Below are 23,015 nucleotides of genomic sequence, written 5' to 3' on the forward strand. Positions count from 1 at the left end.
GTGCGCTTCGGGATCATCGTCAATCCGCGCCACCGACGCAGCGACCGGGCCGAATCGGTCCTCGTCGATGAGCTGAATGCCCTGGGAGCGCGGTACCGCACGATCACGACCTCGGTGTCCTGGCCGGGTGGGCGGCAGGCCCGAGAGCTCCTCGACTGGGGTGCCGACAACCTCATCGTCCTCGGCGGTGACGGAACGCTGCGGGCCGTCGCCCCCGAGGTCGCGGGGACGGGCGTGCCCGTGCTCATCGTCCCGACGGGCAGCGCCAACGTCCTCGCCCGGCACCTGCGCCTCAACCACCGCGGCGGGACGATGGTGGAAGTGCCGGTCAACGAGGCCGAGTACGTCACGGCCGACGGTCGTCGAGCTCGCGAGGCCTTCGTCTCGATGGCGGGCATCGGAGGAGACGCCGAGGCGGTCGCCGGGCAGCGGCATGTATCCGGGATCCCCGGGTACGTCTGGGGCGCCCTCCGGGCCCTCCTGTCACCCGGCGCGGACATGGCGATCACGCCCCGTCCGTCAACCCTGCCCGCAGACGCCGGAATGACCGTGACGGGCCGCCTCTGGTCGGTCATGGCCGCGAAGGTCTCGCACCCGGCCGGTCCAGTGGCGGTCTTCCCGCGCGCCGAGGCGACCGGGCAGCTCTTCGAGTTCCTCGCCGTTCGCCTCGACGAGGCGGACGCGGCAGGGGCCGCGGCGGGGAAGCAGTCGGCCGTCGGGCAGCGTCTGGCGATGTGGGCGCGGATCGCCGGTGACGGGATCGCAGGCGCTCCCGAGCGCAACCGGTCGCTCGATTACTGGTCCGGAACCGGCCCGCGCGTCGTCGTCGACGGGTCCGCGCCCGCGCACCTCGATGGGGATCTCATCGGCAAATGCCGGGAGCTCTCGGTGCGGGCGGGCGATAAGCGGCTCCTGCTCATCGTGCCCGACTTCTGAGCAGACGCAGCGTCTGCCGCATGTCCCGGCTCGCAACCGCGCGCCAACGTCGCAGCCGCGCGCTTCGCAGCCGCGGCCCGTCCCACGGTCGACCCTAGCGGCGGCGGCGAGAGGTGCCGAAGAGACCGCGGGCGATCTCACGCGCCGCGGTGCGGGTGAACTGCTTGAACGCCGAGGACTGGACGACCTGGGTGAAGAGGTTAGTCTCGTCCTTCTTCGATTGCGACGGCCCCGACCCTCGCCGGTCGGTCGGCACCTCGGGAACCTCGACCCGCGACGGTTCGGCTTCGGTCGGGGTCTCCTCGGCGGAGACCTGAGCGCCCTTCTCGAGCCGGGCCGTGAGGATCTCCCGCGCGGATTCCCGGTCGACGGTCTCACCGTACTTCGCGAACTGCGGCGACGCCCTCACCGCCGCGCGGACCTCATCCTCGCCCATCGGACCGATCTTCGACTCCGGTGCCCGCAGCCGAGTGGGCGCGACGGGCGTCGGTGCGCCCTCGGGGTCCATGACGGTGACGACGGCCTCGCCGATGCCGAGCGTGGTCAGCATCTCCTCGAGGTCGAAGTCGGACTTCGGGAACGTCTGCACCGTCGCCTTGAGGGCCTTCGCGTCGTTGGGGGTGTGGGCGCGCAGCTGATGCTGGATCCGCGACCCGAGCTGGGCGAGCACGTCGTCGGGAACATCGCCGGGGGTCTGGGTGACGAAGAAGACGCCCACTCCCTTCGATCGGATGAGTCGAACCGTCTGCGTCACCGACTGGAGGAACGCCTTCGATGCATCGGCGAAGAGCAGGTGCGCCTCGTCGAAGAAGAACACGAGGGACGGCTTGTCGGCATCGCCGACCTCCGGCAGGTCCTGGAACAGGTCCGCGAGCAGCCACATGAGGAACGTCGAGAACAGGGCGGGGGACTGGCTGAGCTTCTGGAGCTCGAGGACGGAGACGATGCCGGCACCGTTGTCGTCGACCCGGAGAAGGTCCGCGGTGTCGAACTCCGGTTCGCCGAAGAACACGTCACCGCCCTGCGCGGAGAGCTCGGAGATCTTGCGCAGGATCACCCCGACGCTCGCCTTCGATGCTCCGCCGATCCCCGCGAGGTCCTCCTTGCCCTCCGCGGAGGTGAGGAAGCCCAGCAGCGACTGCAGATCACTGAGATCGAGCAGAGTCAGCCCCGACTTGTCGGCGTAATGGAAGACCAGCGAGAGGACGGATTCCTGAGTGTCGTTGAGCTCGAGGACCTTCGACAGCAGGATCGGCCCGAAGGAGGTGACGGTGGCACGCAGGGGAGTGCCCAGGCCCGAATCGCCGAGCGTGTAGAACTCCGTCGGATTCGCCGAGGCGGCCCACTCCTGTCCGGCCGCCTCGAGACGCTTGGTCAGCTTGTCCGAGGCGACCCCGGGAGCGCCGATGCCCGAGAGGTCGCCTTTGATGTCGGAGGCGAAGACCGGGACGCCGGCGCGTGAGAGCTGCTCGGCGAGCACCTGAAGGGTGACGGTCTTGCCGGTGCCCGTGGCCCCGGCGATGAGCCCGTGCCGGTTGAGCATCGACAGCGGAATGCCGATGGGCACGTCCTTGACGGGGGCGTCGCCATCGAGGGCGACCCCCAGCTCCAAAGTGGGCGAATCGAAGGTGTAGCCGGCGCGGATCTGCGCAACTGTGTCGGAGGTCATAGACCCCATCTTCACACGGGAACGCCCACGTGCTCCAGGAACAGTTGATGAATCCGAGAGTCCGGGCCCAGCTCGGGGTGGAAGCTGCCGCCCCAGACGCTGCCCGAGCGCACGAGGACGGGCACGCCCGCATGCGTGGCGAGCACCTCGGCGCTGCCGGGATCGACGATCTGCGGGGCTCGGATGAACGTCCCCATGAATTCCCTGTCGAGCCCGTGCACCTGCAGCGGTGCGACGAAGGACTCCCGCTGGGAGCCATAGGCATTGCGCGCCACCGTGATGTCGAGGCCGCCGGGACGGTCGTAGCCGGACAGTGTGTCGTCCGTGAGCCGATCGGCGAGCAGGATCAGGCCGGCGCACGTGCCGAAGGTGGGCAGTCCGCCACAAATCCGCGCGGAGAGCTCGGGGAAGAGGCCGACGGCCGCGGCGAGTCGCACCATCGCCGAGGACTCCCCGCCGGGCAGGACGATGCCGTCGATCCCGTCGAGATGCTCGGGGCGGGTCACCCTGCGGGTGTCCGCCCCCAGGGAGCGGAGCACGGTGACGTGCTCACGGAACGCTCCCTGGAGGCCGAGAACGCCGACTGTCACCATCCGCGTTCCGCCAGGCGGTGGGGAGCGGGCAGGTCGGCGACATTGATGCCGACCATCGCATCGCCGAGGCCGCGCGAGGCCTTCGCGACCGCGGCGGGGTCGTCGAAGTGGGTCGTCGCCTCGACGATGGCCTTGGCCCGGGCCTCCGGGTTGCCGGACTTGAAGATGCCGGAGCCGACGAAGACGCCGTCGGCTCCGAGCTGCATCATCATCGCGGCGTCGGCCGGAGTGGCGATCCCGCCGGCGACGAAGGTGACGACGGGCAGGCGACCAAGGTGTGCCACCTGCTTGACGAGGTGGTACGGTGCGGCGATCTCCTTGGCCGCGACATAGAGCTCGTCCTCGCTCTTGGCGCCCAGGGCCCGGATCTCACTGTTGATCGTGCGCAGGTGGCGCATCGCCTCGGACACATCTCCCGTCCCGGCCTCCCCCTTCGAGCGGATCATCGACGCGCCCTCGGTGATGCGGCGCAGCGCCTCGCCGAGGTTGGTCGCACCGCAGACGAAGGGCACCTTGAACACGGACTTGTCGATGTGGTTGACGTAGTCGGCGGGGGAGAGGACCTCGGACTCGTCGATGTAGTCGACACCGAGGGTCTCGAGGATCTGCGCCTCGACGAAATGACCGATGCGGGCCTTGGCCATGACGGGGATGGAGACGGAGTCGATGATGCTCTCGATGAGGTCGGGATCGCTCATCCGGGCCACACCGCCCTGGGCGCGGATGTCGGCGGGCACCCGTTCGAGCGCCATGACGGCGCTGGCACCGGACGCCTCGGCGATCTTCGCCTGCTCGGGGGTGACGACGTCCATGATGACGCCTCCCTTGAGCATCTGGGCCAGTCCGGTGTTGAGCAGGGTCTGCGGTTCGGTCATTGTCGGTGCCTTCACGTGTCATGCGGCGACTGCCGCCGGGAACTGTCTCCGTTCACACTACGGTTCCATGTGGCTCAGACGCAGAGCCAGAATGCGCCAGAAATTTCGGGCCAGTACACTGGGGTCATGACACTCGGGTCCTCGTCGATGCCGCGGGCGGCAGGAGTGACTCTGCCGATCACCCTCGATCGCGAGTCCGCCCTGCCCCTGCCCGATCAGCTCGTCGCCGAGTTCCGCCGCCTCATCTCGACCGGTGTCCTCCACCCCGATGAGCCCGTGCCCTCGAGCAGGAGGCTCTCGGCCCACCTCGGCGTCTCGCGCGGAACCGTCGAGACCGCCTACGCCCAACTCGGGGTCGAGGGCTATCTCGTGTCCCGGGAACGCTCGGCCACGCGCGTCAACCCGAGCCTGCCGCCCGCGCTGGGCCTCAGCCACCGCAGCAGCCTTCCACCGACCCCGCCGAGGCGACCGCCCCGCAACGTCGTCGACCTGCGTCCCGGATTCGGCGGCGACGACCCCCTGCGGGAGCCCGCGTTCCGCCGGGCCTGGCGCGACTCCCTCGACACCGACCCCGGCCCGCTCGACCCCCTCGGACAGCCGATCGCCCGGTGGGCCATCGCCGAGCAGCTGCGGCTGCTGCGCTCGACCCTGGTCGCCCCCGACGACATCATCCTCACGAGCGGGTCGCGCGACGGGCTGCGCCTGCTCTTCACCGCGGGACTCGACGGCGCCATCGGCGTCGAGAACCCGGGGTTCTCCGGACTGCGCATGGCGATGACCGACAGGACGCTCGTGCCCTTCGACGTCTCGAGCGGGCTCGACGACGCCGAACTCGACCGCATCGGCCCGCTCGTCGGCGCTGTCGTCGTCACCCCCAATCATCAGTATCCGCACGGGACGACCCTGCCGGTCGACCGGCGGGTGCGGCTGCTGCGATGGGCCGCGGCCAACGACGTCCTCGTCATCGAGGACGACTACGACAGCGAGGCCCGGTACCGGCGCACCGTGGTACCGACCCTCTATGATCTCGCCGTCTCGCTCGGCAGCGACGCCGAGGTCGTCCACGTCGGGACGTTCTCCACGCTGCTCACCGCGAAGGTCTCCACCGGCTACCTCATCGCGCACGGGAGCATCGGCGAGCGACTGGCCCGAACGCGCACCGCCCTCGGGCCGGCGTTCTCCCCGGTCATGCAGACGGCGCTCGCCTCATACCTCAGCTCCGGCGGACTGCGCCGCCGGATCTCCCGCGGCCGGCGCCGGCTCCGGGCCGCCGAGGCTGTCGTCGCCGAGGTCGGGTCCATCCACGGCCTCGTCCACGAGGGACGCACCCTCGTCATCGAATCGGATGCGGCAGGCGCGAAGCGGCTGCGCTCCGAGTTGGCCGGCCACGGCATCCTCGTCTCCTCACTGGCAGCCGGATGGAGCGGGGACAGCGACGTCCGCCATGGAATCGTCCTCGCCCACTCGAACGTCGAGGCCCCTGTGCTCCGGCGCGCCCTGCGCATCGTCCAACGGCTGACCGCGGCCGGGAAATCCGTCGAGGAGAGGTGAGGTGATATGCGGGTGCCCGCCGTTGGGGCCACCGCCGATGATGGCTAGGATCGGGTCATGCTCACTTCCGGTTATGTCGCAGACGGCGTCGTCAAGATGCTCGCGGGAGCGGCCCTGTGCATCTGGCTGCCCGGCCTCGAGGACTTCTTCCTCACACCGAGGTGGCTCGTCATCGCCGCCGCCGTCCTCCTCTTCCTCAGCGGCGCCACCGAGATCTCCTACGGCGTGCGCAAGGGGGAGAGGAGCCATATCGCGGTGCTACTCGGATTCGACGCGCTCGCCGTCGTCGCCGTGATCGTCGGCGTCGTCCTCGCGCTGGCCGACAGCGTCTCCGCGGGATACGTGCTCTTCGGCCTCATCGGCCTGGGATCGCTCGCGGTCGCGATCGTGTTCACCACAGGCGCCAACGGCCCCGACTTCGGGGAGGACGCGACGCCTTAGGTGTACTTCCCGGTGAGGTTGTGAACACGCGCCGGGGTGTCAGACCACCGAAACCAGTACGGGAACGTATCGACATGGACCAGGTCCCCGGGGGCCGTGACCTCGAATCGGTGTGGACGAGGTCGGCGCACGGTCAGGCCCGTGGACAGGCTCCACCATCAACGGTGCGCGGGGCCTTCACCCTCGCATCGTTGACCGTTTCGACCTCACGCTGGAATGCATACGCCGTCACTATCGCGGAGAGCCGAGTCCTCTCGCAGATCTCGTCGCCACTCCTCATGTCGGAGACATCCATTGAGGCGCGCTTTCCGCAGCGCGGGCGGCTGCGGTTGAGGAATACCTCGAGGGCACGGGTCGACAGCGGCTTGTCCGACCCGCTCACTCCGAAGGGTTGTTCGTGCCGGCGCACCACTGGCACCGGCTCCCCATGCAGCGAGTAAACTGACCAGCAACTCAAAGTCGACGACGAGAGGCGAATATGATGTCGACGGAAAAGAGCATGCGCAAAGCCTTTGAGAGCCTCGACGAAGCGGCCGGAGCAGCGCCGACCAGGGATGCCGTATTCGGAGACGAGTTCGACACCAAGGAACACTTCCAGTCAGATCCAGAGGAACCGGAGGACGACCCGCAGGCGGCTGAGGACGCCGAAGACGACCACAACGGTGTCTGAAGCAATCTGTGCGCGCAGAACCCGGTGATCGATCAGAAGGCGCGCACTCGATCTGCTCGGAAGCCCGAGCGGCGTCGACCAACGATGCTCACGCTGTCTACGAGGAAGGCAGTCGGACAGCTGCAGCCTGCCGGCGTGGAGTTGCCGTGCTCGCCCCGCTGCCCGCGTTCGGACGATGCCCGCGGTTCAGCGGTTGACCGCCAGTGCGGCGCAGTAGCCGGCCGGGATGCCGTCGACGATGTCGGTGATGGTCACATCGGGGTGCGGCGAGTTCGGGGTCTGAGAGATGCCGATGTAATCCATCCCGGGGTCGCGGGCGAGTCCCGTGCTCAGCGCCTTGAGGAAGGCCTCCTTGCGTGCCCAGAGCCGGACGAACCGTGTGGCCATCTCCGGCTGCGCGACTGCGGCGAGCTCCTCCTGCTCCCGGGGGTGGAGGAGGGATGCCGCCTCGGCGGCCACGTCATGGTCGGGAACCGCCTCGAGGTCGACTCCCACGGGATCACTGCCCACGGCGACGAGCACGAGGCGCCGGGCCCGGGTGACGGAGAACTCGCAGTCGTCGACGCGTGGTTTGCCCGCCGAGTCGAGACGGATCTCGATGCCGGCCGGATCGCGGTCGAGGACGGAGGCCAGGACATGACGGAGGACGACTCGTCCCGCCGCCCACGTGGTGGCGATCTCCGGTTCGAACTCACGGGAGTAGTTGAGCTCCTGCTCGGTGAGCACCGAGAGGTCGGTGCGCGCCCATTCCGCCGGCCCCGCAGTGTCGGCGAGGACGAGGGCGGTGTCGGCGATCTCGGAGTCGAGGGGGGTGAAGTCGTCGAGCACGATCATCGACGGTCGGGCCCGAGTGCCTTCGAGACCTTCTTCAGTCTGCGCCCGAGGATGAAGATGCGCACGGAACCGACGATCCCGGCGATGAAGATGCCGCCGATCGCGGCGAAGAGCATCGCGATCCCCAGCGGCAGCTCGAACTGCCAGCCGAAGTACTGGAAGTCCGCGGGGACGTTGTTCTGCAGGATGAAGATGAGGAGGAGGACGAGGACGACGGCCCCGAGGATGAGTGAGAGCCACATTCCCGCCGACATCCCGCCGCGCGTGCGTTCGCCTTTCGCCCGGTCTCCGGTCGGTCGGGTCTGTGTCTGGTCTCCCTGCTGATCGCGGACCGGTTGTTCGAGGGTCGGTTCGGTCCCTTCGACCTCGGCGGACTGACGGTGCGGAGCTTCTCCGGGAGGCGGTGGCCCGCCGAGGACGGCCTGGGTCTCGGCCAGCAGCTCCTCGGGGGTCTGGGAGTCGCCGCGGCGTTCGGGTTGAGTGCTCATGGGCCCCATCCTAGTCGCAGATGGGGCCCATGATCGTGGTTCTCCTCAGGCAGATCCGGTGGGGATCAGACCTTCTGGCTCAGCGAATCGATGATCGCATTGAGGGTGGCGGAGGGACGCATCACCGAGACGAGCTTGTCCTCGTCGGGATTGTAGTATCCGCCCAGGTCGACAGGGCTGCCCTGAACGCCGAGGAGCTCCTCGGCGATCTGGTCGGCCTTGCTCTCGAGCTCCGCGGCGACGGGGGAGATGGCCGACGCCAGCTCCGTGTCGTCGCTCTGCGCGGCGAGTTCCTGCGCCCAGTACAGCGTGAGGTAGAAGTGGCTGCCCCGGTTGTCGATCTCGCCCACCTTGCGGGAGGGCGACTTGTTCTCCTCGAGGAAGCGTCCGGTCGCCGCGTCGAGGGTGTCGGCGAGGACTCCGGCGCGGGCATTGCCGTTGACGTTGAACTCGTGGCGGAAGGATTCCGCCAGGGCGAGGAACTCTCCGAGGGAATCCCAGCGCAGGTGGTTCTCCTCGACGAGCTGCTGGACGTGCTTGGGAGCCGAACCGCCCGCACCGGTCTCGAAGAGTCCGCCGCCGGCGATGAGGGGGACCACGGAGAGCATCTTCGCCGAGGTGCCGAGCTCGAGGATCGGGAAGAGGTCCGTGTTGTAGTCGCGCAGCACGTTCCCGGTCACGGAGATCGTGTCGAGTCCCTCCCGGATCCTGTCGATCGAGAACTGGGTCGCGTCGACGGGGTTCATGATCCGGATGTCGAGGCCCTCGGTGTCGTGGTCGCCGAGGTACTCCTCGACCTTGACGATGAGGTTGCGATCGTGGGCGCGGGTCTCGTCGAGCCAGAACACCGCCGGGGTGTCGGACAGCCGGGCCCGGGTGACGGCGAGCTTGACCCAGTCGCGCACGGGGACGTCCTTGGTCTGGCAGGCCCGCCACACGTCGCCCTTGGCGACGTCATGGGACAGCAGCACCTGTCCGGCGGAGTCGACGACCTCGACGACGCCCGCCTCGGCGATCTCGAAGGTCTTGTCGTGGCTGCCGTACTCCTCGGCCTTCTGCGCCATGAGGCCGACGTTGGGCACGGTGCCCATCGTCGTGGGGTCGAAGGCTCCCTTCGCGCGGCAGTCGTCGATGACGGTCTGGTAGATGCCGGCGTACGAGGAGTCGGGAATGACGGCCAGGGTGTCCTGGGTCTGGTCGTCCTTGTTCCACATCTTGCCGCCGGCGCGGATCATCGCGGGCATCGAGGCGTCGACGATGACATCGGAGGGCACGTGGAGGTTGGTGATGCCCTTGTCGGAGTTGACCATCGCCAGCGCTGGACCGTCGGCCAGTCCCTTCTCGATCCCGGCGCGCACGCCCTCGGCGATGTCGGAGGGCAGCTCCTCGAGGCCGGCGAGGATCGCGGCCAGTCCGTTGTCCGGGGTCAACCCGGCCTCGGTCAGCGCCTCACCGTACTCGGCGAAGACCTCGGGGAAGAACGCCTCGATGACGTGGCCGAAGAGGATGGGGTCGGAGACCTTCATCATCGTCGCCTTGAGGTGGACGGAGAAGAGCACGCCCTCCTCCTTGGCGCGCGCGATCTGCGCCTTGAGGAACTCGTCGAGGGCGGCGGCGTCCATCTTCGTCGCATCGACGATCTCGCCGGCGAGCACCGGCAGGGAGTCCTTGAGCACCCGGGTCTCCCCGGATTCGGTGCGCAGGCGGATCGTCAGGGTGTCATCGGCGGGGATGATGACGGACTGCTCGTTCGTGCGGAAGTCGTTCTCGCCCATCGTGGCGACGTTCGTCTGCGAGTCCGCGGACCAGTCGCCCATCGAATGCGGGTGGGCCTTGGCGAACTCCTTGACGGCCTTCGGGGCGCGACGGTCGGAGTTGCCCTCACGGAGCACCGGGTTGACGGCGGAGCCCTTGACCCGGTCGTAGCGGGCCCTGATGTCGCGCTCCTCGTCGGTCTCCGGCTCCTCGGGGTAGTCGGGGAGGTCGTAGCCCTGGGACTGGAGTTCGGCGATGGTGGCCATCAGCTGCGGAACCGATGCCGAGATGTTGGGCAGCTTGATGATGTTGGCCTCGGGCGTCTTGGCCAGCTCACTGAGCTCGGCGAGGGAGTCGGCGACCTTCTGGTCCTCGGGGAGGCGGTCATTGAACTGCGCCAGCACGCGAGCGGCCAGGGAGATGTCCTGGGTCTCGACCTCGACGCCCGCCGAGGTGGCGAAGGCCTCGATGATCGGCTTGAGCGAGTAGGTGGCCAGAAGTGGCGCCTCGTCCGTGCGCGTGTAGATGATTTTAGCCATGGTGACTCCGCATCGTCTTGGGGTTGATCAGCCCCATCCTACAGTTCGGATTCCAGCGGATTCAGGCACGGTAGTGTTCTCCTGGCGCGTGCGAACCGCGCCGAGACCCGACCGAGAGGACGAAGGTGGCCAAGCTCTATTTCCGCTATGGAGCGATGAATTCCGGCAAGTCGACCGCACTGCTCCAGGCCGCATTCAACTACGAGGAGCGAGGACAGCGGGTCCTGCTGGCCAAGCCGCTCATCGACACCAAGGGCGCGGACCGGATCGTCTCCCGCCTCGGCGTGACCCGCGACGTCGACTTCCTCATCCCGCCGGGGGCCGACGTCGAGACGATCTACGCCGAGCACGCCGACTACGTCGACCACGACGCCCTCATCGAATCGCTCGACACTCCGAAGGCGCCCGTGGCCTGCCTGCTCATCGACGAGGCGCAGTTCCTCGAACCGGTCCAGGTCGACTCCCTCATGCGGATCGCCACCGAAGCCTCGGTGCCGGTGATGTGCTACGGGATCCGCACCGACTTCCGCACCCGGGCATTCCCCGGCTCGGCGCGGCTCCTCGAGATCGCCCACACCCTCGAGGAGCTCAAGACCATCTGCCGCTGCGGGCGCAAGGCGATGTTCAACGGCCGCCTCGTCGACGGGCGGTTCATCTTCGACGGCGACCAGGTGGCCATCGACGGCAATGCGGTGACCTATGAGTCGCTGTGCCCGAGGTGCTATCTCTCCTTGTCCGGCGGTAGGCTGTTGACGGCAGCTCCCGATCGACCGACCTTCGCGAGGAGTTCTCATGCGGATCTCAGTCCACGCCCTCAATGACAACCCCGGCTCTCCCGTCATCGTCTTCGGAAACGCACTCGGCACCCGGGTCTCCCTGTGGTCGGCCGTCGCGGCCCGACTCGCCGACGACTACCAGATCTACCTCTCCGACCTCCCCGGCCACACCTTCGACGAGTTCGACGTCCTCGCCGACTTCACGATCGAGGACCTCGCGTCCGGTCTCGTCGAGTCGATGGCGCTGCACGGCGTCGACCGATTCGCCTACTGCGGGGTCTCGATCTCCGGCGCGATCGGCATGACCCTGGCCCTCGAGCATCCCGAATCCCTGACCGCGCTCGTCGCGTGCGCGACGAACACGAAGTTCGGCACCGCCGAGTCCTGGGCCGAGCGGATCAAGTACGTCACCGAGGACGGCACCCAGGGCCAGCTCGACGACACCGCCGATCGCTGGTTCGCCGCCGGTTTCCTCGAGGAGGACATCGCCACGGGGCACGTCATCCTCACCGACCTCGCGACGATGGACGATGCCGCCTACATCGCCTGCTGCAAGGCGCTCGTGAAGTTCGACCTCGGTTCGCGACTGCGGTCGGTCACGACGCCGACCCTGTTCCTCGCCGGCGCCCAGGACCCCGGCTGCACCCCCGAGGTGATGTCCGGGATGGCCGCGCAGGTGCCCGGCGCCGAGTTCGCCGTCATCCCCGACTCCGCCCATCTGCCGATGGCCGAGCACCCCGATCTCGTCGTCGACCACATCGGCGACTTCCTCGCAGGAGCCCGCACCGCATGAGTCATCTCTTCACCCCCATCACCCTGCGCGACCTCGAGGTCGGCAATCGGATCTGGCTCGCCCCCATGTGCCAGTACTCCTGCTCCGACCGGGACGGGATGCCGGGGGACTGGCACCTCGTCCACCTCGGCGCCCGGGCCCAGGGCGGCTTCGGGCTCATCCTCACCGAGGCGACCGCTGTCCGCCCCGAGGGCCGGATCTCTCCGCAGGACACCGGGATCTGGAACGACGAGCAGGCCGTGGCCTGGAGACGGATCGTCGACTTCGTCCACTCCCAGGGGGCGGCGATCGGCATGCAGCTGGCCCATGCGGGTCGAAAGGCGAGCACGTACGCGCCGTTCCCCGGAAACCCGCGCGGCAGCGTGCCGGAGTCCGAAGGAGGATGGACGACCCGAGGCGCCAGCGCCATCGCCTACCCCGGCTATGACACCCCGGTGGAGATGACGCACGACGACATCGCCGAGGTGGTCGACGCCTTCGCCCAGGCCGCGAGACGGGCGATCACGGCGGGCTTCGACACCGTCGAGATCCACGCGGCCCACGGCTACCTCCTCCATTCCTTCCTCTCGCCCCTGTCGAACTCCCGGACGGACGAGTACGGGGGCGATCTCGCCGGTCGCGCCCGCCTGCTCCATGACGTGCACGCGGCAGTGCGCGAGGCGGTGGGGGAGCGGGTGCCGGTCATCGTCCGCCTCTCGGCCAGCGAATGGCGGGAGGACGGATTCGACATCTCCCAGGCCGTCAGCGTCTCCACCGAACTGAGGGCTGCGGGCGCCGACCTCGTCGACGTGTCCTCGGGAGGGAATATGCCGGTGACGATCCCCGTCGGCCCCGGCTATCAGGTTCCCCTGTCAGCGGCGATCCGCTCCGCAGGGGTGCCGACCGGGACCGTCGGTCTCATCACCGAACCCGATCAGGCCGAGACGATCCTGGCCACAGGACAGGCCGACGTCATCTTCCTCGCCCGGGTCGCCCTGCGCGAGCCGGGCTGGCCGCAGCGCGCCGCGCACGAGCTCGGCGTCGACCCCGGCCCCTATCCGCCGCAGTACCTGAGAGGAGCCTGGTGACCATGACCGCCATCGCACTCGACCATGTCGTCGTCCGCTGGATCTCCGTGTCCGAGATGGAGAACAACGTCTACCTCATCACGGAGCGCGACACGGGAACCCAGGTGCTCATCGACGCCGCCGCGGACCCCGATGCCATCGCCGATCTCATCGCCGCCGGTTCCGCGGACGCGAGAGCCGCCGCGCATCTGCGCGCGATCATCACGACCCATCAGCACTGGGATCACATCAGGGCCCTGCCGGCTCTCGCCGAGGCGCACCCGCAGGCCGAGACGATCGCCGGCACCGAGGACGCCGGACCGATCACCGAGGCGCAGGGAGTGAAGATCGGCCGAACCGTCGAGCACCTCGAGACCGTCGACCTCGACGGGATCTCCCTCGAGGTCATCGGCCTGCGCGGGCACACCCCCGGCTCCCGGGCCTTCGTGCTCCGCGACGCGAACGAGACGCTCCTCTTCTCCGGCGATTCGCTCTTCCCGGGAGGGCCCGGGAAGACCTGGAGCAGCGCCGACTTCACCTCGCTCATGGACGACCTCGAGGAGCGAGTGTTCTCGCGACTGCCCGATGAGACGCGAGTCCTGCCGGGACACGGCGCCGCGACGACCCTCGGCGCCGAGCGTCCGCAGCTGGGGCAGTGGCGGTCCCGCGGCTGGTGACTCCGACAGACGACGGCTGGTGACGCGGGCTGGGGTATGAGTCGGGCGGTCAGCCGGGCAGTGCCGCGACGCCGATGACCGCCCACGCGACGGCGCCGATCACCGCGGAGATGACGCCGACGTTCCACGTCACCGTGACGCGTCGTTCCCCGCGGGGATTCGCCAGTGCGTCCTCGCCGAGGCCGGCGTGGTGATCGAGCACCGCGTCGACGGCAGGACTGTGGTTGTCCCGCAGCCGGCGGATGCCGTCCTCGTCCTTCTCCATCTTCTTCCCGCGGCCGGCCAGCGACCATGAGGAATAGCTGCCCTCGTGAGTCCGCACGCTCAGCCCGAAGTGGGTGTCGAAGCCGTCGACGAGGTTCCAGGGGATGGCGACGGTTGTCATCGGATTGACGAGAACGAGTTCGCGAGGGCGCAGCTGAACGCAGGGGAACCGGTAGAGCGCGTAGACGACGAGGATCACCGCGATCGGGATGCCCGCGACCGCCAGCCCGCGCAGCGTGAAGTCGCCGACGACGATCGACGCGACGCCGAGTCCGCAGACGACGGCGACGATGAGGAAGAGAACGGTCGATCCCGTCGGGCGGACGATCGTCGCAATCGGTGCCGGGTTCCCGTTGTCCATCTCACTGTTCGTCACCCGGATCATCCTACGTCTCAAGATGAGGAAAATCACACTCAGAGACGGTTGATTCGGCACACAGCTCCTTGGTCACAGGAGAGTAACGATTTCCGGAATCGCTCAGCATGTGGACTGGGTCACAGCTTTCTCTGAAGTAACTTGGAGGCATTCCATGTGGGAACATGAACCCGGTCACATCCCCCGTGACCACCCCGCGCGCCACAGTCGGCGAACGGATGAGCGGGTGAGAACCCCAGACGATTACTAGGAGAGAACGTGAAGAAGCGCTTCCTCGCAGCCGGAGCCTCAGTTGCCGCAGCAGCAATGGTGCTCACGGCCTGCACCCCTCCCGGCGGCGGCAACGACGAGCAGTCCTCGGAGAACCAGACTCTCACCGTCGGCTGGAATGAGGCATTCCGGTCGATGAACACGCTGACGGCCAATGGAAACGCCGCCGCGAACTCGATCCTCACGTACCTGATGAACGACAACTTCAAGTACTACGACGACAACCTCGAACTCCAGGACGGAACCCTCGGCAGCGTCGAGAAGGTCTCCGACGATCCGCTCAAGGTCAAGTACACGTTCAGCGACACCGCCAAGTGGTCGGACGGCACTCCCGTCGACGCCGCCGACCTCGCGCTCACCTGGGCCGGACAGTCGACCCATTTCAACACCGTCGAGGCGAACAACAACGACGACGGAACCGTCAAGGAGAACGACGAGAAGACCGTCTACTTCGACTCGTCGAACGTCGGCTCACAGCTCATCAAGGACTTCCCGGAGATCTCCGAGGACGGCAAGGAGATCACCCTCACCTACTCCAAGCCGTTCGCGGACTGGGAGATGGAGTTCGGCCTCGGTTCCGACGGCGTCGGAGTTCCCGCGCACATCGTGGCGAAGAAGGCGCTCGGCGAAGACGACCCGGCAGCCGGCAAGCAGGCCATCCTCGACGCCCTGAAGAACAAGGACACCGCGGCGCTGTCGAAGATCTCGAACACCTGGAACACCGGCTTCGACTTCACCTCGATGCCCGAGGATCCGGACCTGCTCGTCCACACCGGGCCCTACAAGATGACGGCCTTCGAAGAAGGTCAGTACGTCACCCTCGAGCTCGACGAGAACTACGCCGGTCCGACGAAGCCCAAGGTCAACACCGTGACCGTGCGCTACAACGGCGATCCGATGGCCATGGTCCAGGCGATCGAGAACGGTGAGGTCGACTTCACCCAGCCGCAGGCCACCGCCGATGTCCTCGAGGCGGCGCAGGGACTCGACGGGGTCAAGGTCGAAGCCGGTGACGGCGCGACCTACGAGCACGTCGACTTCACCTTCGACAACAACGGTCCCTTCGACCCGGCCGCGTACGGCGGGGACGAAGAGAAGGCCAAGAAGGTCCGCCAGGCCTTCCTCAAGACGGTGCCGCGTGCCGATATCGTCGAGAAGATCATCAAGCCGCTCAACCCCGAGGCGCAGGTGCGCGATTCGTTCACGCAGGTCCCCGGTGCTCCGATGTACGACGCGATCACCGCAGGCAACGGACTCAAGGACTACGCCGAGGTCGACGCCGAGGGAGCCAAGAAGCTGCTCGAGGAAGTCGGTGGCGAGATCAAGCCCGTGCGCATCATGTATGACAACACGAACGCTCGCCGGCAGCAGGAGTTCCAGCTGATGAAGGAATCGGCGGAGAAGGCCGGCTTCACGATCGAGGACGTCGGCGATGTCAACTGGGGGACCCGCCTCGGCGACAAGACCTACGACGTCGCACTCTTCGGCTGGCAGTCGGAGTCGACGGGCATCACGGAGTCGGACGCGAACTTCCGCACCGGTGCGCAGAACAACTACGGCGGCTACTCGAACCCCGAGACCGACAAGATCCTCGACGAGATCCTCGTCGCTCCGGAGGATCAGCAGGAGAAGCTCGTCACCGATCTCGAGTCGCAGCTGACCGAAGACGCCTTCGGCGCTCCGATCTTCCAGTTCCCTGAACTGCTCATCTACAACGAGAAGCTGAAGAACGCGTCGTCGACGACCGTGTCGCCGACCCTGATGTGGAATTACTGGGAGTGGGAAGTCAACTGATCCGCACTCGCGGACGGCTGACTGCCACCCCAGCGACTGTGGGGATCACGTTGTGGTCCCCACAGTCGCGTTTCACGGAATACTGAAACGGACATTCCATGCTGAAATTCATTCTCAAGCGACTGCTCTCGACGGTGCTCGTGCTGTTCGTCGTCACCTTCGTCCTCTACCTGCTGCTCAATGCCGCTCTCGACTTCTTCTGGGACCTGCGCTCGAGCACCTCGCCCAACATCGAGGATCTCTACGAATCCCGGCGGCGTCTGCTCGACCTCGACACGCCCGCCGTCGTCCGCTACTTCAAGTGGCTCGCCGGCGCCGGCGGCTGCGTCATCGGTCAGTGCGACCTCGGCATCGCCTGGTACAGCGGCCAGGAGGTCACCTCCCAGCTCCAGGGCGCGATCGTCAACACGATCAAGCTCATCACCGCCTCGACGATCGTCTCGGTCATCCTCGGCGTCGCCGTCGGCATGATCTCGGCGATCCGGCAGTACTCGGGCTTCGACTACTTCATCACCTTCGTCTCCTTCCTGCTCTACTCCCTGCCCGTCTTCTGGGTGGCCGTGCTGCTCAAGCAGTTCGGCGCGATCGAGATCAACAACTTCCTCAGCGAACCGGTGCTGGAGAGCTGGGTGCCGATCATCGTCGTCTGCCTCGCCATGGGCCTGTTCTGGATGGGCGCACTCGGCGGCAGCGCCAGGAGGCGGCTCATCACCTTCGCCTCGGCGACGCTGATCACCTTCGTGACGATCTACTACATCCTCGCCAGCGGATGGCTGGAGCAGCCGCGCATCGGGATCATCGGTGTCATCGTCATCGGGGCGGGAACCGCGATCGTGATGACCTTCCTCTCGACCGGTCTCGGCAACAAGCGGGTGCTCTACGCGACGCTCACCGTCGCCGCCCTCGGCGCTCTGCTCTACATGCCGCTGCAGTACCTCTTCTACTACCGGGAGATGAACTGGCTGTGGATGTTCGGCCTGCTGGCCGTGGCCATCGCGATCGCCATCGGCGTCGGGCTCGCATTCCGGGGGCCGGACCCGTGGGACACGGCCCGGACGACGTTCTTCACGGTGCTCGTCATCGCCGTCCTCGTCTTCGCCGACAGGGTGCTGCAGGAATGGGGACCGTACACCTCGCATCCGGCGATCAACAACCGTCCGATCGCGACGATCGGCGCCTCGGCGCCGAACATCGCGGGAGACTTCTGGATGACGAACCTCGATTCGTTCACCCACCTGCTGCTGCCGTCGATCGCGCTCATCCTCATCTCGTTCGCGTCCTACACCCGCTACACCCGCGGGTCGATGCTCGAGGTGATGGGACAGGACTACATCCGCACGGCGCGGGCAAAGGGGCTCAATGAGCGCACCGTGGTCATGCGCCACGCGCTGCGCAATGCGCTGCTGCCGCTGGCCTCGATCATTCCCGTCGACGCCATCACGATGATCGGCGGTGCCGTGATCACGGAGACGATCTTCGGCTGGAACGGCATGGGCAAGCTCTTCATCGATTCGATGAGGCAGTCCGAGCTCGATCCGATCATGGCCTACATCGTCATCACCGGCATCATCGCCATCGTCGCCAACCTCGTCGCGGACTTCGTCTACGCAGTCCTCGACCCGAGAATCCGAGTGAACGCATGAGTATCAGCAACGACAGACAGACTCCGGACACGGCCGACGGCGTCGGCACCGACGAGGTCAAGGACAATGCGATCGAGTCCAAGGAGACCGAGGGCCTCTCCCAGGGCAGGATCGTGCTCCGGAAGTTCCTCCGCCACAAGGGTGCGATGATCGGCATGGTCGTCTTCGCCCTCATCGCGATCTTCGCCTACAGCGCGCTGGGCATCGGGCCGCTCCGCGGGTGGTGGATCCACAACCACGTGTCCTCCGGCCCGGTGGTCAACCCCGGCGGCGCACCCACCTGGTCGCTCTCGGACCCCTTCACTCTCGGCGAGCACCCCTTCGGCCAGGACGAGATCGGGCGAGACAACTTCGCGATGGTGATGAAGGGCACCCAGATCTCGATCATGGTCATGCTCATCATCGGTGCGGTGTCCCTGATCATCGGCACCCTCATCGGGGCGCTGGCCGGCTTCTACCGCGGCTGGATCGACTCGATCCTCATGCGCGTCACCGACGGGTTCATCATCCTGCCGACCATCGTCGTCGGAGCGATCCTCGGCAAGCTCGTCTCCGGCACCTCGGGCGCGATGCTCGGCGTCGTCCTCGGCGCGGTGCTGTGGACCAGCCTCGCGCGCCTCGTCCGGGGCGAGTTCATGTCGCTGCGTGAACGGGAGTTCGTCGATTCGGCCCGCGTGGCCGGTGCCAGTGACTTCCGGATCATGTTCAAGCACATGCTGCCCAACGCCATGGGCGTCATCATCGTCAACACGACGCTGCTGATGAGCCAGGCGATCGTCCTCGAGGCCTCGCTGAGCTACCTCGGCTTCGGCATCCAGCCTCCGGACGTCTCTCTCGGCCGTCTCATCAGCGAGTACCAGACCGCATTCTCCACCCGTCCGTGGCTGTTCTGGTGGCCGGGTCTCTTCATCATCCTCATCGCCCTGTGCGTCAACTTCATCGGCGACGGTCTGCGTGACGCGTTCGATCCGCGGATGAAGACGATCCCGAGCTGGAGGAAGATGAAGAAGGCCGAGCGCATGGCACAGAAAGGGGCCGAGTGATGGCCGAACAGTCCACCGGTACGACGACATCCCCCGCGAAGTCACCGATCCTCGAGGTCAGGGACCTGGGAGTGAAGTTCTGGGTCAACGACGAATGGTGGATGGCCGCCGAGCACCTCGACTACACCGTCAACGCCGGTGAGGTGCTCGCGATCGTCGGCGAATCGGGGTCGGGGAAGTCGCAGTCGAGCATGTCCCTGCTCGGGCTCCTGCCATCGAACGGTCGGGCGACCGGCTCGGCCCGCCTCGGCGGCACCGAGCTCATCGGCATGCCGGCGGAGAGGATGCAGCGCATCCGCGGCAACGAGATCTCGGTGATCTTCCAGGAGCCGATGACGGCGCTCAACCCGGTCTACACCGCCGGCTACCAGATCGTCGAGACCCTGCGCGTCCACCTCGACATCGGTCCCACCGAGGCGAAGGAGCGGGCGCTCGAGCTCATGCGCCTCGTCGAGATCCCCGACCCCGAGGATCGCTTCCACTCGTTCCCGCACCAGCTCTCGGGCGGTCAGCGCCAGCGCATCATGATCGCCCAGGCGCTCGCGTGCCAGCCTAAGCTGCTCATCGCCGACGAGCCGACCACGGCGCTCGATGTCACGGTCCAGGCGGAGATCCTCAAGCTCATGCGCGAGCTCAAGTCGAAGGTCGACGCGGGGATCATCCTCATCACCCACGACATGGGCGTGGTCGCGGACATGGCCGACCGCATCATCGTCATGCGAGCCGGACGCGTCGTCGAGACCGGAACCGCCGACGAGATCTTCTACTCGCCGCAGCATCCGTACACGAAGCAGCTCCTCGAGGCGGTGCCGCACCTGGGCACGGAGATCGAGGGCGAGGCGTTCGGCGCGCATCTGTCCGACCTCGAGAAGTCGCAGGCCTTCGCCGATGCGGTCGACCGTTCGAGTGCCGAGGCGCTCGCGAAGATGGAGGAGGCGGCACGGAGGGAAGCCGCCGACGCCGCCGCCCGTGAGGAGGCGGACGCGGCGGTCGAGATCCCCCTCATCGCGATGGAGTCGACCGAGACCTACTTCCACCCGGGCTCGCGCGCCGACTTCTCCCAGCCGGCTGCCCTGCAGCTGCGCGACGCCGCGATCGAGTATCCGGCGGCCGGCCGGAAGAAGGCGTTCCGGGCCGCCCACAACATCAACCTCATGATCTCCCCCGGTGAGGTCGTCGGGCTGGTGGGGGAGTCGGGGTCGGGCAAGACGACGATCGGCCGCGCCGCCCTCGGCCTGCTGCCGACCGTCGAGGGCGATCTCATCGTCAACGGGAAGAGCATCAAGGGACTGACCAGTCGGCAGCTGCGTCCCCTGCGCAAAGAGGTCGGGATCGTCTTCCAGGATCCGGGCTCCTCCCTCAATCCCCGGCTGCCGGTCGGGGAGTCGATCGGTGAACCGCTCTACCTCCATGAGGGACTCAAGGGCCCGGCCCTGAGCCGGAGGGTCGAGGAGCTCCTCAAAGCCGTCGAGCTGCCGACCTCGATGCGCAACCGGTACCCGCACGAGCTCTCCGGCGGCCAGCGCCAGCGCATCGGCATCGCGCGGGCGCTGACCCTGCGGCCGAAGCTGCTCATCGCCGACGAGCCGACCTCGGCCCTCGACGTCTCCGTCCAGGCGAAGGTGCTCGACCTGTTCCAGGCGCTGCAGATCGAATACGGATTCGCGTGCCTGTTCATCAGCCACGACCTCGCGGTGGTCGAGCGCATCGCCTCGCGGATCGCGGTGATGCGCCACGGCTACCTCGTCGAGATCGGCAAGAGCTCGCAGGTCGTCGCCAATCCCGTGCACCCCTACACCCAGCGGCTGCTCTCGGCCGTGCCCGTGCCCGATCCGCGGGAGCAGCGCCGACGCCGGGAGGCCAGGGATGCCGTACTCGAGGCGACCGCCAACGCCTGAGGGTCTCGTCTCGCCGTCTCGGCGCGCCAGGCGGCGAGACGGACCTGACCGGCAAGGAGCGTGGGCTGCATCACAGTGAGCGGCGGAGGGGGTCGGGGCCGTATAATGGTCTGTTGGGTCCGCAGCGGACCACTCTCTCCAACTTCTAAGGTACTTGATGACTGAAGCCATCACGCGACGGGCAGACCGCCGCAACGTAGCAATCGTCGCCCACGTCGACCACGGCAAGACGACGCTCGTCGACGCCATGCTCCGGCAGACGGGCGTCTTCAGCGAACACGGCGACTTTGCAGAACGCGTCATGGATTCGGGTGACCTCGAACGCGAGAAGGGCATCACGATCCTCGCGAAGAACACCTCGGTGCTCTACAACGGCCCCTCGGCCGGCGGCGAGCCGATCGTCATCAACGTCATCGACACCCCGGGTCACGCCGACTTCGGCGGAGAGGTCGAGCGCGGACTGTCCATGGTCGACGGCGTCGTCCTCCTCGTCGACGCCTCCGAGGGCCCCCTGCCGCAGACGCGCTTCGTCCTGCGCAAGGCACTGGCCGCGAAGCTGCCCGTCATCCTCGTCATCAACAAGACCGACCGCGCCGATGCGCGCATCGACGGCGTCGTCGAGGAGGCCCAGGACCTGCTGCTCGGGCTGGCCTCCGACCTCGCCGACGAGGTCCCCGACCTCGACGTCGACTCCGTGCTCGACGTTCCCACCGTCTTCGCCGCGGCCAAGGTCGGCGCCGCATCGCTCGAGCAGCCCGCCGACGGCGAGGCCCCGTCGAACCCGGACCTCGAGCCGCTGTTCAAGACGATCCTCGAGACCATCCCGGCTCCGGAGATCAACGCCGACGGCATCCTCCAGGCCCATGTCACCAACCTCGACGCCTCGCCGTTCCTCGGTCGGCTCGCGCTGCTGCGCATCTTCGGCGGCACCCTGCGCAAGGGCCAGCAGGTCGCATGGGCCCGCGGAGACGACATCAGCACCGTGAAGATCACCGAGCTGCTCGAGACCCAGGGTCTCGACCGGGTGCCCGCCACCGAGGCCTCGGCCGGTGACATCGTCGCCGTCGCCGGAATCCCCGACATCATGATCGGCGACACCCTCACCGACATCGACAACCCCAAGCCGATGCCGCCCATCGTCATCGACGATCCGGCGATCTCGATGACGATCGGCATCAACACGTCACCGCTCGCCGGACGGGAGAAGGGCACCAAGGTCACCGCCCGCCAGGTCAAGGACCGTCTCGACGCCGAACTCGTCGGCAACGTCTCGCTCAAGGTCCTGCCCACCGAGCGTCCCGACGCATGGGAGGTCCAGGGCCGCGGCGAACTGGCGCTGGCCATCCTCGTCGAGCAGATGCGCCGCGAGGGCTTCGAGCTCACCGTCGGCAAGCCGCAGGTCGTCACCAAGCAGGTCGACGGCAAGGTCCACGAGCCGTTCGAGCACCTGACGATCGACGTCCCGGAGGAGCACCTCGGCGCCGTCACCCAGCTCATGGCCAGCCGCAAGGGCACGATGGACACGATGACCAACCACGGCACCGGCTGGGTCCGCATGGAGTTCACCGTTCCCGCCCGCGGTCTCATCGGCTTCCGCACCCGGTTCCTCACCGAGACCCGGGGCACCGGCATCGCGAACTCGATCTCCGCCGGCTACGGACCGTGGGCCGGGCACATCGAGTTCCGGATCAACGGCTCGCTCGTCGCCGACCGCGCCGGTGCCGTGACCCCGTACGCGCTCATCAACCTCCAGGACCGGGGGACGTTCTTCGTCGAACCGACCTCCGAGGTCTACGAGGGGCAGATCGTCGGCGAGAACTCGCGCGCCGACGACATGGACGTCAACATCACGAAGGAGAAGAAGCTGACGAACATGCGTTCGGCCTCGGCGGACACCTTCGAGAACCTCACCCCGCCGCGCAAGCTCACGCTCGAGGAGAGCCTCGAGTTCGCCCGCGAGGACGAATGCGTCGAGGTCACCCCGAGCGCCGTGCGCATCCGCAAGGTCGAGCTCGACCAGAAGGAGCGCGCGAAGCTCTACTCGAAGATGCGCCGGCAGAACGCCTGAGCACAGTGACGCCGAG

21 protein-coding genes are annotated in these 23,015 nt (G+C 67.4%); 14 read left to right on the forward strand and 7 right to left on the reverse strand.

Features of this window, described 5'->3' with window-relative positions; translation table 11 throughout:
* Complete coding sequence (locus DFO65_RS05385) at positions 1-936, forward strand: diacylglycerol/lipid kinase family protein (RefSeq protein WP_113903394.1); 936 nt, start codon at positions 1-3, stop codon at positions 934-936.
* A gap of 94 nt (positions 937-1,030) precedes the next feature.
* On the opposite strand, the gene DFO65_RS05390 is transcribed toward DFO65_RS05385, so the two are convergent.
* From DFO65_RS05390 to pdxS, 3 genes are read right to left on the reverse strand one after another with little or no spacing between them, the layout of a single operon-like run.
* A complete protein-coding gene (locus tag DFO65_RS05390) occupies positions 1,031-2,605 on the reverse strand; it encodes a helicase HerA-like domain-containing protein (RefSeq protein WP_113903395.1) in 1,575 nt (524 codons plus the stop codon).
* An 11-nt stretch (positions 2,606-2,616) separates the two neighbouring features.
* Positions 2,617-3,198, reverse strand: coding sequence for a pyridoxal 5'-phosphate synthase glutaminase subunit PdxT (pdxT, locus tag DFO65_RS05395; RefSeq protein WP_113903396.1), 582 nt, complete (start codon positions 3,196-3,198; stop codon positions 2,617-2,619).
* Positions 3,192-4,073 carry a pyridoxal 5'-phosphate synthase lyase subunit PdxS gene (gene pdxS / locus DFO65_RS05400; protein ID WP_113903397.1) on the reverse strand — a complete coding sequence of 294 codons (882 nt, stop codon included), beginning with the start codon at positions 4,071-4,073 and terminating at the stop codon, positions 3,192-3,194. The genes pdxT and pdxS overlap by 7 nt, the downstream gene beginning before the upstream one ends.
* 126 nt (positions 4,074-4,199) lie before the next feature.
* Here pdxS and DFO65_RS05405 point away from each other — a divergent pair, with 126 nt between their 5' ends.
* From DFO65_RS05405 to DFO65_RS05420, 4 genes are all read left to right on the forward strand, one after another.
* Positions 4,200-5,624, forward strand: a complete 1,425-nt coding sequence (locus DFO65_RS05405; RefSeq protein ID WP_113903398.1) for an aminotransferase-like domain-containing protein — start codon at positions 4,200-4,202, stop codon at positions 5,622-5,624.
* Between the two features lie 57 nt (positions 5,625-5,681).
* Positions 5,682-6,065: a hypothetical protein gene (locus tag DFO65_RS05410; protein ID WP_113903399.1), complete on the forward strand. Its 384-nt coding sequence runs from the start codon at positions 5,682-5,684 to the stop codon at positions 6,063-6,065.
* A 112-nt stretch (positions 6,066-6,177) separates the two neighbouring features.
* Positions 6,178-6,363, forward strand: a complete 186-nt coding sequence (locus tag DFO65_RS17430) for a DUF6994 family protein (protein ID WP_113903400.1) — start codon at positions 6,178-6,180, stop codon at positions 6,361-6,363.
* Positions 6,364-6,546: 183 nt separating this feature from the next.
* Positions 6,547-6,735, forward strand: a complete 189-nt coding sequence (locus DFO65_RS05420) for a hypothetical protein (RefSeq protein WP_147233257.1) — start codon at positions 6,547-6,549, stop codon at positions 6,733-6,735.
* 186 nt (positions 6,736-6,921) lie between these two features.
* On the opposite strand, the gene DFO65_RS05425 is transcribed toward DFO65_RS05420, so the two are convergent.
* From DFO65_RS05425 to DFO65_RS05435, 3 genes are all read right to left on the reverse strand, one after another.
* Positions 6,922-7,563 carry a 4'-phosphopantetheinyl transferase family protein gene (locus DFO65_RS05425; protein ID WP_245940492.1) on the reverse strand — a complete coding sequence of 214 codons (642 nt, stop codon included), beginning with the start codon at positions 7,561-7,563 and terminating at the stop codon, positions 6,922-6,924.
* A 2-nt stretch (positions 7,564-7,565) separates the two neighbouring features.
* Positions 7,566-8,057 carry a LapA family protein gene (locus tag DFO65_RS05430; protein WP_113903403.1) on the reverse strand — a complete coding sequence of 164 codons (492 nt, stop codon included), beginning with the start codon at positions 8,055-8,057 and terminating at the stop codon, positions 7,566-7,568.
* A gap of 65 nt (positions 8,058-8,122) precedes the next feature.
* Complete coding sequence (locus tag DFO65_RS05435) at positions 8,123-10,351, reverse strand: NADP-dependent isocitrate dehydrogenase (protein WP_113903404.1); 2,229 nt, start codon at positions 10,349-10,351, stop codon at positions 8,123-8,125.
* Between the two features lie 125 nt (positions 10,352-10,476).
* Here DFO65_RS05435 and DFO65_RS05440 point away from each other — a divergent pair, with 125 nt between their 5' ends.
* From DFO65_RS05440 to DFO65_RS05455, 4 genes are read left to right on the forward strand one after another with little or no spacing between them, the layout of a single operon-like run.
* Entirely contained in the window at positions 10,477-11,172 is a 696-nt protein-coding gene (locus tag DFO65_RS05440) for a thymidine kinase (RefSeq protein WP_245940493.1), read from the forward strand.
* Positions 11,144-11,920, forward strand: a complete 777-nt coding sequence (locus DFO65_RS05445) for an alpha/beta fold hydrolase (protein ID WP_113903405.1) — start codon at positions 11,144-11,146, stop codon at positions 11,918-11,920. The genes DFO65_RS05440 and DFO65_RS05445 overlap by 29 nt, the downstream gene beginning before the upstream one ends.
* On the forward strand, positions 11,917-12,987 hold the full coding sequence (locus DFO65_RS05450) for an NADH:flavin oxidoreductase/NADH oxidase (RefSeq protein WP_113903406.1): 1,071 nt from the start codon (positions 11,917-11,919) through the stop codon (positions 12,985-12,987). Before DFO65_RS05445 ends, DFO65_RS05450 begins: the two co-directional genes overlap by 4 nt.
* Positions 12,988-12,989: 2 nt before the next feature.
* A complete protein-coding gene (locus tag DFO65_RS05455) occupies positions 12,990-13,643 on the forward strand; it encodes an MBL fold metallo-hydrolase (RefSeq protein ID WP_113903407.1) in 654 nt (217 codons plus the stop codon).
* Positions 13,644-13,692: 49 nt separating this feature from the next.
* Here DFO65_RS05455 and DFO65_RS05460 read toward each other — a convergent pair whose 3' ends face one another.
* Positions 13,693-14,283 carry a hypothetical protein gene (locus DFO65_RS05460; protein WP_245940494.1) on the reverse strand — a complete coding sequence of 197 codons (591 nt, stop codon included), beginning with the start codon at positions 14,281-14,283 and terminating at the stop codon, positions 13,693-13,695.
* A gap of 258 nt (positions 14,284-14,541) precedes the next feature.
* Between DFO65_RS05460 and DFO65_RS05465 the strand changes: the two genes are divergently transcribed.
* The 5 genes from DFO65_RS05465 (at position 14,542) to typA (ending at position 22,999) form a co-directional block, all read left to right on the forward strand.
* Positions 14,542-16,347: an ABC transporter family substrate-binding protein gene (locus DFO65_RS05465; RefSeq protein WP_113903408.1), complete on the forward strand. Its 1,806-nt coding sequence runs from the start codon at positions 14,542-14,544 to the stop codon at positions 16,345-16,347.
* A gap of 98 nt (positions 16,348-16,445) precedes the next feature.
* Positions 16,446-17,990 carry an ABC transporter permease gene (locus DFO65_RS05470; protein WP_113903409.1) on the forward strand — a complete coding sequence of 515 codons (1,545 nt, stop codon included), beginning with the start codon at positions 16,446-16,448 and terminating at the stop codon, positions 17,988-17,990.
* The gene (locus tag DFO65_RS05475; protein ID WP_113903410.1) at positions 17,987-19,033 is read left to right on the forward strand and encodes an ABC transporter permease; all 1,047 of its coding nucleotides are present in this window, start codon (positions 17,987-17,989) and stop codon (positions 19,031-19,033) included. The genes DFO65_RS05470 and DFO65_RS05475 overlap by 4 nt, the downstream gene beginning before the upstream one ends.
* Positions 19,033-20,931, forward strand: coding sequence for an ABC transporter ATP-binding protein (locus tag DFO65_RS05480; protein ID WP_113903600.1), 1,899 nt, complete (start codon positions 19,033-19,035; stop codon positions 20,929-20,931). The genes DFO65_RS05475 and DFO65_RS05480 overlap by 1 nt, the downstream gene beginning before the upstream one ends.
* Positions 20,932-21,088: 157 nt before the next feature.
* The gene (gene typA, locus DFO65_RS05485; RefSeq protein WP_113903411.1) at positions 21,089-22,999 is read left to right on the forward strand and encodes a translational GTPase TypA; all 1,911 of its coding nucleotides are present in this window, start codon (positions 21,089-21,091) and stop codon (positions 22,997-22,999) included.
* Positions 23,000-23,015 lie beyond the last annotated feature (16 nt).

The sequence above is a fragment of the Brevibacterium sanguinis genome (assembly GCF_003315415.1).
GTDB classification, from domain to species: domain Bacteria; phylum Actinomycetota; class Actinomycetes; order Actinomycetales; family Brevibacteriaceae; genus Brevibacterium; species Brevibacterium celere_A.